We start from the raw sequence: 15019 nt of genomic DNA on the forward strand, positions 1-15019 counted from the left end.
GGCCCGTTCCGCCTCGGCACGTGCCTGCTCCGCCTCCGCACGGGCCTGCTCGGCCTGGCCCCTGGAGAGCCAGGGGCCGCCCTTCGCGCCGTGGCCGCCGGTCACCTGCCCCGGCGCGGGGCCGGCGGCAGGGCCGCCGGGACGTAGGTCGTCACCGTCTCCTGCGGCCGGCTGAGCGTGCCGACCCGCTGCCACTGCGGCTGCGGCTGCGGCTGCGACTGCTGCCGGGCGCTGTAGGCCCCCGCGCTGTAGGCGCTGTACGAGCTGCTGAACGATCCCGCCCGGTGGACCGCGTGGACCTCGTGGACGCCGTACGCGCCCCGACCGTCCGGGAAGTCGCCGAAGGCGCAGAACCCCAGCTCCTCCTCACCGCTGCGGTCACCCGGCAGCGTGCGGAAGCTCCTGACCCACTCCGCGTAGAGCGCGTCGTAGATCGGCGTGGCCGACGGCCCGCCGGACGGCTCGTGCGCCGCCCTGGCGGACGGCACGGAGGAGAAGGACCGGCGGGGAGGAGTGTCGTATGCGTGCACGTATGTCCAAACGACCGGGCGTGCAAGAGGATGCGGTCGAACGGACGCCCCCCGAACGCGGGTCCCCGGCGGGCGCGCGGCCGCCGCCGCGCGCGGCGCGGGACCACGCGCGGCGCGTGGCCGCGAGACGGGGTGCGCCCCCCGTCGGCGGCGGGCTCAGGTGCCGGCGAGAGGCAGCGCCGCGGCGACCAGCTTCCCGTTGGCGGCCGCCTTGTCCAGCGCGTCGCGCAGCAGGTCCTCCCGGGGCTGACGCCCGATCGACCCCACCGGCGCCGCGAACAGGAGCACCTGCTGCTGCTTGTTCGCGGCGGCGCGCCAGCCGTCGGTCACCTGCAGCGGCTGGTGCGCCTGCCACCAGGCCACCGGTTGCCCGCCGCCCACCGCGGGCTGCAGCACCGCGTGCAGCTGGCCCGCGGCCAGCAGCACGGACCAGCCGTGCAGCACCGGCGGCACGGCCGCGAGCCGGGTCACCGGCATGAAGCCCTGCTCGATGAGCAGGGGGAGGAAGTCGTCACCGGCCCCGGTGGCGCCCGGCCGGACGATCGGCGAGGTCGGCTCCACGACGAGCGCGGGGTGCAACTCGTCGCTGATCAGGACCAGTCCGCTGGTCACGCCGAGCACGGCCTGCTCGGCCGCGGCGGCGTGCGGCTCACCGCCGGCGGCGCCGATGGAGCGGACGGCGCCCTGGAGCTGCTCCTCGGTGACCTGGACGACCTGCGAGGGCAGGCAGCCGGCGTGGGCGAAGGCGAGGACGGCGGTCTCGTCGCCGACGAACAGAACGGTGCTGGTGCGCTCCTGCTCGGAGTCGCCCGGGGTGCGGCAGGACGTGCAGTCGTAACTGCCCGGGGCGTTCTCTCCGGCGAGCAGCCGGTCGGCTTCTTCGTCGCCGATCTCGGCGCGTACGGCGTCGCTGACGTCGAGCATGCGCGGCACGGTGGCTCCCTCGGGATGCGGGTGCTGGGGTCGGCCGGGTGGCTCCCGGCCGCTGAGCCCCGGGGGTTCCGGGCTCATGAAGAAGACAACGGACGTCCTGTGGTGGGGGTCACGCCCCGGGACGGACCGGTTCGGACCTTCCGCTGCGCAGGGTCACGTTCGGTGCGGAATGCGGCACTCACCGTCAAGGGCGGTCCTCGTCAAGGAACTTGTACGGGTGATGTGGGTCACAGATCGCCGTGGCCGATGGTCGAAAAATCATGACATCAGCCCATGAAGTGGGTGTCCGGAAATCGCCGATACCGTGGGTAACGTTCAACTGGCCTGCCAGGACGGCGAGTTGGTTGAAACCGCCGCCGGCTCTCCCTACATTCCTCCGCCGTGTGCAACGAGCACCGCTCGGGTACGTCCGCCGGCCGGCACGGCAGAGCACGATCACCGCACCGGTGACGGCGGACGGGGCGGGCGCGAGGAACCGCGGCCAAGCGCGGGGACCCGCGCTCCGCCCGGGGGAGCCCGGGTTCGTGGAGAGGGAACCACATGTCCGAATGTGCCGATACCACCCGCAGCACCCGCCCCGACGCCGCCCGCAAGGGCCGCACGACGGCCGCCCTGGCCGGAGCCGCCCTGCTGGCCCCGCTGGGGCTGCTGACCGCGACCGACGCCGCCGCGGCGGACAACGGCGTGTGGGACCGCATCGCCCGGTGCGAGAGCGGCGGCAACTGGCACATCAACACCGGCAACGGCTACTACGGCGGGCTCCAGTTCTCCGCCTCCACCTGGCGGGCCTACGGCGGCACCGCCTACGCCCCGAGGGCCGACCAGGCCTCCAGAAGCGCGCAGATCGCCGTCGCCGCCAAGGTCCAGCGGGCCCAGGGCTGGGGCGCCTGGCCGGTCTGCTCGGCCCGCGCCGGGGCCTTCGGCGCCGCCCCGGCGACCGCCTCGGGCACGGCCCCGCAGAAGTCGGGCAGCGCCCTGCGGAAGCCGGGCCCGGCCCCCCGGAGGAGCGCGGCGGCGAAGACCGCCCCGGCCGGGACGCCGCGGCAGCCTGCCGCCCGCACCGGCCGCAGCGCCACCCGCGGCGACTACACGGTCCGCGAGGGCGACACCCTGAGCACCGTCGCGGCCCGGCACAAGACCACCTGGCAGCGGATATACGCCGCCAACGAGACCGTCATCGGCCCCGACCCCGACCTGATCGTGCCCGGCCAGCGCCTCGTGCTCTGACCCCCGGCCGCCCCGGGGGCAGCCGCTGTCTCGACGAGGACAGCGGCTGTCCGCGACCGCTGGCAGACTCGGCCCCATGTTGGAGACCTCGGCACGTCTGCTGCGCCTGCTCTCGCTGCTCCAGGCCCACCGCGAATGGTCCGGCGCCGAACTCGCCGGCCGGCTGGGCGTCACCCCGCGCACCGTCCGCCGGGACGTGGAGCGGCTGCGCGAGCTCGGCTACCCGGTCAACGCCAGCCCCGGCACCGGCGGCGGCTACCAGCTGGGCGCGGGCGCCGAACTCCCGCCGCTGCTGCTGGACGACGACGAGGCCGTGGCGGTGGCCGTCGGCCTGCGCACGGCCGCCGGGCAGGGCATCGAGGGCATCGGGGAGAGCTCCGTGCGCGCCCTCGCCAAGCTGGAGCAGGTGCTGCCGCACCGGCTGCGCCGCCGGGTGAGCGCCCTCAACGCCTACACCGTGCCGATGACCCGGACCGCCCCGCCGGCGTCCCCGGTCGACCCGGCCCTGCTCACCGAGCTGGCCCACCTGTGCCGGGACGCCGAGCGGCTGCGGTTCGCCTACCGCGGCCACGACGGCGCCGTGAGCCGCCGGACCGTCGAACCGCACCGGCTGGTGTGCAGCGACCGGCGCTGGTACCTGGTCGCCTGGGACGTCGACCGGGCCGACTGGCGGACCTTCCGTGCCGACCGCATCACGCCCAGGCCGCCGCACGGACCGCGGTTCACCCCGCGGACACCGCCCGCCGAGGACCTGGCCGCCTACGTCTCCCAGGGCGTCTCCACCCGCGCGTACGCCACGCACGCCACCGTCCGGCTGCTGGCGCCGGTGGAGGAGGTCGCCGAGCGGACCACGCCGTTCGCCGGCACCCTCGAACCCGACGGGACGGACGCGTGCATCCTGCGCACCGGGGCCGCGAGCCTGGACACGATGGTCGTGCACGTGATGATGCTGGGCTTCGACTTCGAGGTGCTGGAGCCCGCCGGGCTGACCGACGCCGTCAGGAGGATCAGGAACCGGCTTGATGCCGCTCTGGCTCGGGCTGCGGAGCCTGGCCCGCGTACTCCGGGTGGTGCAGGTCGAACGCGGGGGACTCCGAGCGGATCCGGGGCAGGGTGACGAAGTTGTGCCGGGGCGGCGGGCAGGAGGTCGCCCACTCCAGGGACCGGCCGTACCCCCAGGGGTCGTCGGCCGTCACCTTCTCGCCGTGCCTGGCGGTCTTCCAGACGTTGTAGACGAACGGCAGCGTCGACAGGCCGAGCAGGAAGGCGCCGATCGTCGACACCGTGTTGAGCGCGGTGAAGCCGTCGGTGGCCAGGTAGTCGGCGTACCGGCGGGGCATGCCCTCGGCGCCCAGCCAGTGCTGCACCAGGAAGGTGGTGTGGAAACCGGTGAACAGGGTCCAGAACTGGATCTTGCCGAGGCGCTCGTCCAGCATCTTGCCGGTGAACTTCGGCCACCAGAAGTGGAAGCCGCCGAACACGGCGAAGACGACGGTGCCGAAGACCACGTAGTGGAAGTGGGCCACCACGAAGTACGAGTCCGTGACGTGGAAGTCCATCGGCGGCGACGCCAGGACGACCCCGGTCAGCCCGCCGAACAGGAACGTCACCAGGAAGCCCATCGCCCAGAGCATCGGCGTCTCGAAGGAGAGCGAGCCCTTGATCATCGTGCCGGTCCAGTTGAAGAACTTCACCCCTGTCGGCACCGCGATCAGGAACGACATGAAGGAGAAGAACGGCAGCAGCACCGCCCCGGTGGCGAACATGTGGTGCGCCCACACCACGACCGACAGCCCGGTGATGGTCATGGTCGCGCCGACCAGCGTCAGGTACCCGAAGATCGGCTTGCGGCTGAACACCGGGATGATCTCCGTGATGATGCCGAAGAACGGCAGCGCGATGATGTACACCTCGGGGTGGCCGAAGAACCAGAACAGGTGCTGCCACAGCAGCGACCCGCCGTTGGCCGCCTCGAAGACCTGCGAGCCGAACCGCCGGTCCGCCTCCAGCACCAGCAGCGCCGCGGCCAGCACCGGGAACGCCAGCAGGACGAGGATCGACGTGAACAGGATGTTCCAGGTGAAGATCGGCATCCGGAACATCGTCATGCCCGGTGCGCGCATCCCGATGATCGTGGTGATGAAGTTGACCGCGCCGAGGATCGTCCCGAAGCCGGACAGCGCCAGCCCCATGATCCACAGGTCCGGGCCGAGGCCGGGGGAGTGCGCGGAGTTGTTGAGCGGCGCGTAGGCGAACCAGCCGAAGTCGGCCGCCCCGTCCGGCACCAGCAGCGAGCCGAGCACGATGAGCCCGCCGAACGCGAAGAGCCAGTACGACAGCATGTTCAGCCGGGGGAAGGCCACGTCCGGCGCGCCGATCTGCAGCGGCATCAGCTCGTTGGCGAAGCCGGCGAAGCTGGGGGTGGCGAACAGCAGCAGCATGATCGTGCCGTGCAGCGTGAACAGCTGGTTGTACTGCTCGTTGCTCATGATCTGCAGCCCCGGCCGGGCGAGCTCGGCGCGCATCATCAGTGCCATGACCCCGCCGGCCAGGAAGAACCCGAACGCCGTGATCAGGTACAGGTGGCCGATCTTCTTGTGGTCGGTGGTGGTGAGCCAGTCCACGACCACCCGGCCGCGCCCGTCGGTGCGCTTCGGGTGTGCCGCCGCCCGCACGGTCTCGGTCCCCATCGCTCGCCCCTTCGCATCGTCGCGCCCGGGTTCGCCGCGGCCCGCGGCACGCGTACCCGTGGGCCACCGCCATGATGCTCCCGGGGACCTGCGGTCCGACAGGGGCTGCGGCGGTCGTGTGCTGAAATCGTGAAATTCCTATGCGCCGTCAGGCGCGGCGGCGTCGCACGGCATTGCCGGGGAATGGCGCCCCGGGCCGCCCCGATCCCCACTGCGGCACTTTCCGCCGGTCAATTCGAGGCGGTCGTCCGACACGCTTGAATTCCGTTCGATTACCCCGGTGGGCGGAACGGAAACCCCCGTTCGTGTGATGCGTCCGGGGGAAACGCCGGTCGGGAAGCTGTGACGGAAGTGTGACCGGAGTCGGATACGGCCCGTACCCGGCGGTGCCCGGCTTCCGTCGCCGCCGGATGCCGCCTAGCGTGGCGGCATGGCACCGAATCCCACTCCGTCAGCGGAGCCCCAGGACAGTCCGGACGGGTACGTCGGCCTCGACGCCCGAGGCGCCGAGCGGCTCGCGCGGGAGCGCGGGTGGCGGGCGGTGCGCTCGCTGCCGCCGGGCGCGATCATCACGATGGAGTACCGCGCGGGACGCCTGAACTTCGAGGTGCGGGACGGCCGGGTGACCCGCGCCTGGAAAGGCTGATCCGCGCTCCGGGCGTCCGCGGTCGTGGGCGTCCGTGGCCCCGGGCGTCCGTGGCCCCGGGCGTCCGTACGGCGAAGGCCCCGCTCCTCGGACGAGGAGCGGGGCCTTCGCCGCGGCGCGGGGGTGGTGTGCGTACCGGGCCCCGCTGCCCTCCGGCCGTCAGCCGCCCGTCAGCGGGCGGGCCGGCGTGGTCGCGCCGCGCGGGCGGTCGGTGTGCGGGACGCGGTCGGCGTGCGGCGGGCGGCGACTGCCCGCCGGGGTGACCGGGGTGCGCTCCGAACGCGCGGTGTGCGGGCCCGGGGACAGGTGCACCGGTCCCCGCGAGGCCCGGGTCGAGGCGACCGGTTCGCGGGCCGGCGCGTGCTCCACCGGTGCGCTGCGCGGCTTGAGCACCACCGGCGCGACCGGGACGGGCCGGGGCGCGGGCGCGCCGCGGCGGCTGCGCCAGCGGTCGCGCAGTGCGAGGAGCCACACCTCCGCCCTGGCGATCAGCGGCTCGAACCAGGGCAGCGCGAGCAGGATCAGCAGGCCCGCGGCCCACCCCAGCAGCACGTCGCTCAGCCAGTGCGTACCCAGGTAGACGGTGGTGAGGCCGACGCCGAGCGAGGTCACCGCGGAGAGGGCCGACAGCCACCGGCGCGCTCTCGGCGTGGAGGCCAGGTACGCCAGGATTCCCCAGGTCACGACCGCGTTGGCGGTGTGGCCACTGGGGAATATGTCGCCGCCCAGGCCCATCTCGTTCGAGCCGATCACGGTCGCGTAGTGCGGACCGAGCCGCCCCATGCCGATCTTGGCGGCGCCGACCGTGACGTTCAGCAGCAGCAGCGAGGCGGCCAGGGTCAGCAGCGGGCGGAGGGTGTGCTGCCGCCAGGAGCGCCAGCCGAGCCAGGACGCGACCATCACCGCGGTGGGGCCGCGCTGGCCGAGCACCACGTAGTAGTCGAGGAACGCGTGGATCTCCGGCCACTGCTGGTACGGCCGGAAGAACATGACCTGCCAGTCCAGCCGGACCAGCCAGGAGGTGGTGACCACGGCCCACACGATCGCCAGGTAGAAGGCCAGGGTCGCGGAGAACAGAACGACCCGGTGCCGGCTCATCCTCGGCATGTCGATGTGGGCCGGTCGTTCCGGCTCGCGGTCCAGTCTGGCGAACACCCGGTCCAGACGCCGGGTGAGGTTTCGTTCGGTACGCACCCAATCGACGTTACAGCGAGTGAGCGACGGTCCCGGCCGAAACAGCGGCTTTGTGATGACGATGTGATGTGGGAAACGTCTCAAGGGCGGCCCCGATTAAGGGGTTTCCGCAATCCGATGACGTCGATCACGCCAATTCCCTTTGATCATGCCGGGTGTTGTTTATATGGCGCTTATGAATGCGTTAACCGGGACCTGGTGCGGAATTCCCCCGGGCGTCATCGGGCGCCGGAGCCGGTCACGGCGGACCGGAGCCGTTCAGCCAGAACGCGCCGTAGGCCGCCGCCGTGACCGCCAGCCCCGCCGTGACCAGGGCGGACCGCGACGGCCGCAGCCGGGCCAGGGCGCGGGCGAGCGGCAGCAGCACCGGGAAGGCGGGCATCAGCAGCCGGGGCTTGGAGCCGAAGTAGCCGGACGCGCACAGGGCGAGGGCGAGGACGACGCCCGTGTACACCAGCACTTCGGCCGGCTGGCGTGCGCGTACGCAGGCTGCGTACAACCGGATCAGCAGGGCGACGCCGGCGATCAGGCCGAGGCCGGCGAGAGCCGACGGGAACGACGTGAACTTGTCGGCGGTGAAGCGGGCGAAGGCGTAGCCGCCGTCGAAGCCGTTGCGCCACCCGGCCTGGACGTCCAGGTACCCGAGCGGTCCCTTCCCGGTGCGCTGCCCGACCCAGAGGACGTGACCGGCGGCGCCGAGCGGAGCGAGCAGCATGCCGAGCACCCGGCGCCGGGCGGGGGCGTCCGGGGGTGTGGCCGCCGGGGCTTGCGGGATGTGCGCGACCGACGATGCGTCAGGGGCCGGTGGGTTCGCCGCAGTGGGGGCGTGCGGCAGAGGCCGTGCGCCGGGAGCTTGCGGCACCCTGGCGGTGCCCGGCGTGCGCGCGGGAGCTCGCGGAAGAGATGATGCGCCGGGGGCGTGCGCACTGTCGGGTGCGCCGCGTCGCGCTGCGAAGGCGTGTTCCGAGCGCTGCGCGCCCGGCGTGCGCTTCGTGCTGCGCTCTCGCACGAACGAGACCACGCCCGCCGTCCACACCGCGGCCACCACCGCCAGTCCCACCGGCCGGGTCAGCCCGGCCAGCGCGGCCAGCGCACCGGCGCTCAGCCACCGCCCGGTCAGCACCGCGTACAGCGACCATGCGGCCAGCGCCGTGAACAGGGACTCGCTGTACGCCATCGACTGCACCACCCCGACCGGCAGCGCCGCCCACAGCAGCACGGCGAGGACGCCGGTCCGAGGGCCGTGCAGCCGGTCGGCGACCGCGAAGATCCCGCAGGCCGCGGCGAGCGAGGCGAGCACGCTCACGAGGAAGCCGGCGTCCGCGTACGACAGCGGGGCGAGGGCGTGCAGCAGCCGCTCCAGCCACGGCAGCAGCGGGAAGAACGCCAGGTCGGAGTGGACGTCGCCGTTCGGCAGCCGCACCTCGTAGCCGTAGCCCAGCTCGGCGATCCGCGCGTACCACAGCGCGTCCCAGCGTGCGGTGAGCAGGGTGTACGCGTCCTTGCCGCGCGCGGCGCTCCACACCGCCAGCACCGCGAGCCCCAGCGCGCGGATCGCCGCGTAGCCCAGGAGGGCCGCAGCGGCCCGGCGCAGGAGGGGGGCGTGGGGCGGCGCCACGCGCGTCGCACGATCGGTCACGGGCTCGATTATCGACGGCGCGGGGAACCCGACCGCCCGCCGGGTCGCGGCCGGGAGCGGGCGACGTGCTGTACGCCACACACCCCGTCCGGGGCGGGTGAGAGGTCCGCCACGTGTCCTCGCGGTGAACTCGCGTACGCTGGCGAGTCACCCGCAGGGGTTCGCGCGGGCCGGGAACACCGCTCCTTCCCGGCCGTACGGCAGGGAGTCCCCGTCCCGTCGGCCCGCCCCACGCGAGGGATCATCTGGGAGGTACGTACATGTCCGGGACGACCACGGCTGCCGTACGGCCGCGCCGTCGGACGCCCGGAGCGGGTGCCGACCGCTGGGTCGTCCTCGTCGTCCTCTGTGTCAGCCTGCTGCTCGTCGCCCTCGACGCCACCGTGCTGCACGTGGCGGTCCCCGCCGTCACCGAGGACCTCAGGCCCGGCGCCGTGGAACTGCTCTGGATCGTCGACGTCTATCCGCTGGTCTGCGCCTCGCTGCTGATCCTCTTCGGCACCCTCGGCGACCGGGTCGGACGCAGACGCGTCCTGCTGCTCGGCTACGGCATCTTCGGCGTCGCCTCCGCGGTGGCCGCGTTCGCGCGGAGCGCGGAGACGCTCATCGCGGCCCGCGCGCTGCTCGGCGTCGGCGGCGCCATGATCATGCCGGCGACCCTGTCGATCCTCCGCCAGGTCTTCCCCGACCGGCGCGAGCGCGCCCTCGCCATCGGCGTCTGGAGCGCGGTCGCCGCGGTGGGGGCCGCGGTCGGGCCGCTGCTCGGCGGCTTCCTGCTGGAGCACTTCCGGTGGGGCTCGGTCTTCCTGGTCAACATCCCGCTGATGCTGGTCAGCCTGCCGGTGGGCCGCATCCTGCTGCCCGAGTCGCGGGGCGAGGGCGACGGCCCGTGGGACGTGGCCGGCGCGCTGATGGCGGCGGCCGGGCTCTTCGGCGCCGTCCTCGGCGTCAAGCGGCTCGGCGGCGGCGAAGGGGCGGCGAGCCCCTTCACCGTGCTGCCGCTGCTGACCGGCGCGGCCCTCCTCCTTCTCTTCGCACGGCGCCAGCGACGGCTCCCGCATCCCCTGGTGGACCTGCGGACGTTCCGCCGGCCCGCGTTCAGCACCTCGGTGGGCTGCATCGTGCTGGCCATGCTCGCGCTGGTCGGCCTGGAGCTGATCGCCGCCCAGTACCTGCAGCTCGTGCTCGGCCTGTCCCCGCTGGAGACCGGCCTGAGGCTGCTGCCCCTGACGGTCGCCGCGATGGCGGCCGGGCTGGTGGGCGCCCGCATGCTGCGCCGCTTCGGGCCGCGCCGGATGGTGTGCGCCGGCTTCTGCCTGACGGCGGCCGCGGTGCTGTCCCTGACGGCGATGGGCGGCGCCGACGCCCCGTCGATGCTGCTGGCCGGCTTCGTCCTGCTGGGCTTCGGCCTGGAGACGACGCTGTTCGGCGCGTACGAGTCGATGCTCAACGAGGCCCCGGCCGGCCGGGCCGGCGGCGCGGCGGCGATCGGCGAGACGTCGTACCAGCTCGGGGCCGGCATCGGCATCGCGCTGCTGGGCAGCGTGATGAACGCCGCCTACGCCCCGGGGCTGCGCGCGGTGCCGGGTGTGCCGCGCAGCGCGTCGGACGCGGCGGGCCACTCGCTCGGCGAGGCCTACGAGGTCGCCGGACGCCTCGGCGGGGCCGGCGGGGCCGCGCTGCGCCGGGCCGCCCGGGACTCGTTCGTGCACGGGCTGCATGTGACCTTGCTGGTGAGCGCGGGTCTGCTGCTGCTGGGCGCGGTGATGGCGCTGCGGCTGCCGCGGACCATGCAGTGCGGCGAGGAGCCGGGCGGGGGCGGGGTGGACCTGCCGGCGCCGCGGGAGCCGGGGCCCGCCTCCGGCAAGCCGCGGGTCTCCGCCTGACCTGCTCCTCACCTGCTCCGGATGTGCTCACCGCCTGCTCCGGGCCTGCTCTGGACGTGCGCGGCACCGCGCCGTAACGTCTGCCGGAGAGCCGCGACTAGCGCTGCTAGTTTTGCTGAGGACCGCGTCCCGGAGGGTGTCCCATGTCCGCGTCCGCGAAGCTGCCCCCGTTCGACGCCGCCGATCCGCTCGGGATCGACGACCTGCTGGAGCCGGAGGACCTGGCCGTCCGGGACACCGTCCGCGCCTGGGCGGCCGACCGCGTGCTGCCGTACGTCGCCGACTGGTACGAGAAGGGCGAGCTGCCCGGCATCCGGGAGCTCGCGCGCGAACTGGGCTCGATCGGCGCGCTCGGCATGCCGCTCACCGGGTACGGCTGCGCGGGCGCGACGGCCGTGCAGTACGGGCTGGCCTGTCTGGAGCTGGAGGCGGCCGACTCGGGCATCCGGTCCCTGGTCTCCGTGCAGGGTTCCCTGGCCATGTACGCCATCCACCGCTTCGGCAGCGAGGAGCAGAAGCGTCAGTGGCTGCCCCGCATGGCCGCCGGCGAGGTGATCGGCTGCTTCGGGCTGACCGAGCCCGACCACGGCTCCGACCCCGCCTCCCTGCGCACCCGCGCCGAGCGCGACGGCGGCGACTGGGTCCTGAGCGGCCGGAAGATGTGGATCACCAACGGCTCCGTCGCCGGGGTGGCGGTCGTCTGGGCGCGGACCGAGGAGGGCATCCGCGGGTTCGTCGTGCCCACCGACAGCCCTGGGTTCTCGGCTCCGGAGATCAAGCACAAGTGGTCCCTGCGCGCCTCCGTGACCAGCGAACTCGTCCTCGACGACGTACGGCTGCCCGCCACGGCGGTGCTGCCGGAGGTCACCGGGCTGCGCGGGCCGCTCAGCTGCCTGTCGCACGCCCGCTACGGCATCGTGTGGGGCGCGATGGGCGCCGCGCGCAGCAGTTTCGAGGCGGCCCTCGACTACGCGAGGTCGCGGGAGCAGTTCGGGCGGCCCATCGGCGGCTTCCAGCTCACCCAGGCCAAGCTGGCCGACATGGCGGTCGAACTGCACAAGGGGATTCTGCTCGCCCATCATCTGGGGCGGCGGATGGACGCCGGCCGCCTGCGTCCCGAGCAGATCAGCTTCGGCAAGCTCAACAACGTCCGCGAGGCCATCGGGATCTGCCGTGAGGCGCGGACCGTCCTCGGCGCCAACGGGATCTCCCTCGAGTACCCCGTGATGCGGCATGCGACCAATCTGGAATCGGTGCTCACCTACGAGGGCACTGTCGAGATGCACCAGCTCGTGCTGGGCAAGGCGCTCACCGGGCTGGACGCCTTCCGGTGAGCCCCGTGGGGGCGGGGCCGGTGAGCGGCCCTGCCTCAGCTCTGGTTGAAGAAGCCGTCCGAGCGGTGTGCCGAGGCGTCACCGCTGATGATCTCCGTGTCGGCCGGGGTGAGCAGGAACACGCGGTTGGAGACGCGGTCGATGGAGCCGCGCAGCCCGAAGATGAGCCCCGCGGCGAAGTCCACGACCCGCTTGGCGTCACCGGGCTCCATGTTGGTGAGGTTCATGATCACCGGGACGCCGTCCCGGAACAGCTCGCCGATGGCGCGGGCGTCCCGGAAGCTGTCCGGGGTGACCGTGCCGATCCGGCGGCCCTTCTCCTCGGCCGTGTCCGTGGCCACCTTCACCCGCGGGTCGGTGACCCAGGCGTCCCCGGACTCGGTGCCCTCGGAGTAGTCGTCGTCGTAGTAGCGCTCGTCATCGTTGTCGTCGACGAGGCCGAGCCACGCACTCGCCTTGCGTACCGATCCCATGGACGCCTCCTCTCACAGCGGTCTTTCTTGCTTTCCGCATCCCTATGGTCATCCATGATGCGGACGGCGCGCCAAGTGGATAGACGCCGCGCGGGGGGTTTGTGACGGTACTGGTGCACAGCAGATCCGTCGAGAGTCCTTGTGCCCCAAGGGGCGCGACTCATACGGCTGCTGACTGTGAGTGAAATATGATTGTTCCCGGCGGACGGGTGATGCCGGGTGCGTACGGGTGAACTCGAACGCCGTGGACAGTACGGGGGATGTCGTGTTCGGAATGGTCAGACCGTGCTCGCACCGGCTCGGTGAGGTGCTGAGAGCCGAGTGGACGGCGCACTTGTGCGGGCTCTGCCTCGCCCTGCGCCGCGATCACGGACAGTTCGCACGGCTGGTGACGAACTACGACGGACTTCTCCTATCGGTCCTGACAGAGGCTCAGACCGGACCGGTCGGCGGCGCCCGCCGTACCGCCGGGCCCTGCGCGCTGCGCGGCATGCGGACGGCGTCCGTGGCCCAGGGGGAGGGAGCGCGCCTCGCCGCCGCCGTCTCCCTGGTGCTCGCCTCCGCGAAGGTGCGCGACCACGTCGCCGACCGGGACGGACTGCTGGCCCGCGGACCGGTCGCGGCCGCCGCGCGCCGGGTCGCCGCGAGCTGGGGCCGGGCCGGTGAGCACGGCGGTGCGGCGGTGGGCTTCGACACCGCCGTACTGGTCGACGCCGTCGACCGGCAGCTCGGCGTGGAGACCCTCGCCGGGCCCGGCACACCGGTCCTGACGGTCACCGAGCCGACCGAGACCGCGACCGCCGCGGCCTTCGCGCACACCGCCGTGCTGGCCGGACGGCCGGGCAACGCCGCGCCCCTGGCGGAGGCGGGGCGGCTCTTCGGGCGGCTCGCGCATCTGCTGGACGCCGTGGAGGACCGGCAGGCAGACGCGGTGACGGGCGCCTGGAACCCGCTCACCGCCACCGGCACCTCGCTCACCGAGGCCCGCCGGCTCGCCGACGACGCCCTGCACGGCATCCGGCTCGCCCTGCGCGAGACCGAGTTCCGCGACGGCCGGCTCGCCCACCTCCTGCTCGTCCACGAACTGCGGCGCTCGGTGGACCGGGCGTTCGGCACGGCGCCGGTGTGCGCCGCCCATCGGCCGGGTGCGCCGCAGGGGCCGTACGGCGGCGCCCCCGCCCACGGCGCCGGCGCACCCTACGCGGGCGGGAATCCCTACGCGGGCGGGAACCCGTACGCGGGCGGCGGCGGATCCGCCGGCGGGAGCGGCGGGGGCGGCGGGGGGTTCGGGGGCGGTTCCGTGCCCGGACCCGCCAAGGGAAGGCGCGGGTTCTGGGCGGGCTGCGGGGCGTTCTTCGCGGTGTTCTGCACCTGCAGGATGTGCTGCGCCGAGGAATACGAGGGCCCGTGGTCCCGGAAGAAACGCAGCGGCTGCTGTCATCAGTGCGACTGTTCCTGTCCGAACTGCGACGGCTGCGAATGCTGCTGTCCGTGCGACGGCTGCTGACCGCCGCTAGTTCTTCAGCTCCGGCGGGTTGATCCGGGACTCGTGGATCGCCGAACCCGTCGTGCCCCACTTCTTGAGAATTCTGTCGTAGGTGCCGTCCTTGATGAGCCTGTTCACCGCGGCCTGGAAGGCGGGGGCCAGCCGGGTGCCCTTCTTGAAGGCGAAACCGACGTCCAGGCGGTGGTATTCGTTGAGGAATTTCAGCCCCCGCTGGTGGGCGACGGCGTAACGCAGGCCGTTGATGGTGGACATCACGATGTCGCTGCGGCCCTGCTGCAGGGAGGACCAGATCGCGCTCGGCTCGCTGTACGTCTGCACCCGGTACGCCTTCCTGCCCGCGTCGGCGCAGACATGCCGGTGCGCCTCCAGCGTCGCCTCGAAGGTGGTGCCGGCGGCGGTGGCGACGTTCAGGCCGCACAGCTGCCTCAGATCGGTGATCTTCGACAGTCCGCTGTCCTTGCGGGCGGCGAAGCCCTGGCCGTCGTTGATGTAGGTGACGAAGTCGATGGTCCGGCGGCGTTCGTCCGTGACGCCGAAGTTGCTCGCCCCGACGTCGTACTTGCCGCTGTCCAGGGCGGGCAGGATCGCCTCGAAGCTCGCCTGCTCCACCTTCAGGCGGAGGCCGAGGACCCGCGCGACCGCCTTGGTGAAGTCGACGTCCTGGCCGGTCAGGGTCGTGCCGTCGGAGAGGTAGGCGGTGCCGGGCGGGGTGCCGCCGACGCTCACCGCGACGGTGAGTCCGGTGGTGCCCGCGGGCAGCAGCCGCGCCGCGGCGCCGTCCTTCCGTTCGGCCGAGACCACGTCCTCGGTGGGCACCGCGGCGGCCTCGGCCGCCACTCCGGCGGCGTCCGTGCCGCCCGTTCCGCCGTCCCCCGCACCGCAGGCGGTGAGCAGCAGAGCGGCCGAAGTGATGGCGACGAAGGGGATGAAATGGTGATGAACGGGCGTGCGCATCGGACA

At 73.0% G+C, this 15019-nt stretch carries 13 protein-coding genes; 6 read left to right on the forward strand and 7 right to left on the reverse strand.

The genetic code is table 11. The features are described from left to right. Positions 1 to 101 precede the first annotated feature (101 nt). Together ABZ261_RS22510 and ABZ261_RS22515 are read right to left on the reverse strand one after the other, a co-directional pair. Positions 102 to 530: a hypothetical protein gene (locus tag ABZ261_RS22510; protein WP_356861840.1), complete on the reverse strand. Its 429-nt coding sequence runs from the start codon at positions 528 to 530 to the stop codon at positions 102 to 104. 156 nt (positions 531 to 686) lie between these two features. Beyond that, complete coding sequence (locus tag ABZ261_RS22515) at positions 687 to 1463, reverse strand: hypothetical protein (protein WP_356861842.1); 777 nt, start codon at positions 1461 to 1463, stop codon at positions 687 to 689. Positions 1464 to 2003: 540 nt separating this feature from the next. Between ABZ261_RS22515 and ABZ261_RS22520 the strand changes: the two genes are divergently transcribed. Beyond that, complete coding sequence (locus ABZ261_RS22520; RefSeq protein ID WP_356861844.1) at positions 2004 to 2690, forward strand: transglycosylase family protein; 687 nt, start codon at positions 2004 to 2006, stop codon at positions 2688 to 2690. 76 nt (positions 2691 to 2766) lie between these two features. Beyond that, positions 2767 to 3807 carry a YafY family protein gene (locus ABZ261_RS22525; RefSeq protein ID WP_356861846.1) on the forward strand — a complete coding sequence of 347 codons (1041 nt, stop codon included), beginning with the start codon at positions 2767 to 2769 and terminating at the stop codon, positions 3805 to 3807. Here the strand turns inward: ABZ261_RS22525 and ctaD are convergent. Further along, entirely contained in the window at positions 3698 to 5380 is a 1683-nt protein-coding gene (ctaD, locus tag ABZ261_RS22530) for a cytochrome c oxidase subunit I (protein WP_356861848.1), read from the reverse strand. The genes ABZ261_RS22525 and ctaD overlap by 110 nt on opposite strands. Positions 5381 to 5810: 430 nt before the next feature. On the opposite strand from ctaD, the gene ABZ261_RS22535 reads away from it, so the two are divergent. Further along, entirely contained in the window at positions 5811 to 6026 is a 216-nt protein-coding gene (locus tag ABZ261_RS22535; protein WP_356861850.1) for an I78 family peptidase inhibitor, read from the forward strand. Positions 6027 to 6185: 159 nt separating this feature from the next. On the opposite strand, the gene ABZ261_RS22540 is transcribed toward ABZ261_RS22535, so the two are convergent. Together ABZ261_RS22540 and ABZ261_RS22545 are read right to left on the reverse strand one after the other, a co-directional pair. Further along, the gene (locus tag ABZ261_RS22540) at positions 6186 to 7220 is read right to left on the reverse strand and encodes a phosphatase PAP2 family protein (protein WP_356861852.1); all 1035 of its coding nucleotides are present in this window, start codon (positions 7218 to 7220) and stop codon (positions 6186 to 6188) included. Between the two features lie 238 nt (positions 7221 to 7458). After that, the gene (locus ABZ261_RS22545) at positions 7459 to 8859 is read right to left on the reverse strand and encodes a glycosyltransferase family 39 protein (RefSeq protein WP_356861854.1); all 1401 of its coding nucleotides are present in this window, start codon (positions 8857 to 8859) and stop codon (positions 7459 to 7461) included. A 260-nt stretch (positions 8860 to 9119) separates the two neighbouring features. Here ABZ261_RS22545 and ABZ261_RS22550 point away from each other — a divergent pair, with 260 nt between their 5' ends. After that, complete coding sequence (locus tag ABZ261_RS22550) at positions 9120 to 10745, forward strand: MFS transporter (protein WP_356861856.1); 1626 nt, start codon at positions 9120 to 9122, stop codon at positions 10743 to 10745. Positions 10746 to 10888: 143 nt separating this feature from the next. Then, positions 10889 to 12079 (forward strand): acyl-CoA dehydrogenase family protein, encoded by a 1191-nt coding sequence (locus tag ABZ261_RS22555; protein ID WP_356861858.1) that lies wholly within the window; start codon positions 10889 to 10891, stop codon positions 12077 to 12079. A gap of 35 nt (positions 12080 to 12114) precedes the next feature. Here the strand turns inward: ABZ261_RS22555 and ABZ261_RS22560 are convergent, their stop codons facing one another. Continuing rightward, a complete protein-coding gene (locus ABZ261_RS22560; RefSeq protein ID WP_030650178.1) occupies positions 12115 to 12552 on the reverse strand; it encodes a cell division protein SepF in 438 nt (145 codons plus the stop codon). Positions 12553 to 12826: 274 nt separating this feature from the next. Between ABZ261_RS22560 and ABZ261_RS22565 the strand changes: the two genes are divergently transcribed. After that, positions 12827 to 14059 (forward strand): DUF5685 family protein, encoded by a 1233-nt coding sequence (locus tag ABZ261_RS22565; RefSeq protein WP_356861860.1) that lies wholly within the window; start codon positions 12827 to 12829, stop codon positions 14057 to 14059. A 6-nt stretch (positions 14060 to 14065) separates the two neighbouring features. On the opposite strand, the gene ABZ261_RS22570 is transcribed toward ABZ261_RS22565, so the two are convergent. Continuing rightward, entirely contained in the window at positions 14066 to 15013 is a 948-nt protein-coding gene (locus tag ABZ261_RS22570; protein ID WP_356861862.1) for an ABC transporter substrate-binding protein, read from the reverse strand. Positions 15014 to 15019: the final 6 nt, after the last annotated feature.

The organism is Streptomyces sp. NPDC006193 (genome assembly GCF_040613915.1).
Classification (GTDB): Bacteria; Actinomycetota; Actinomycetes; order Streptomycetales; family Streptomycetaceae; genus Streptomyces.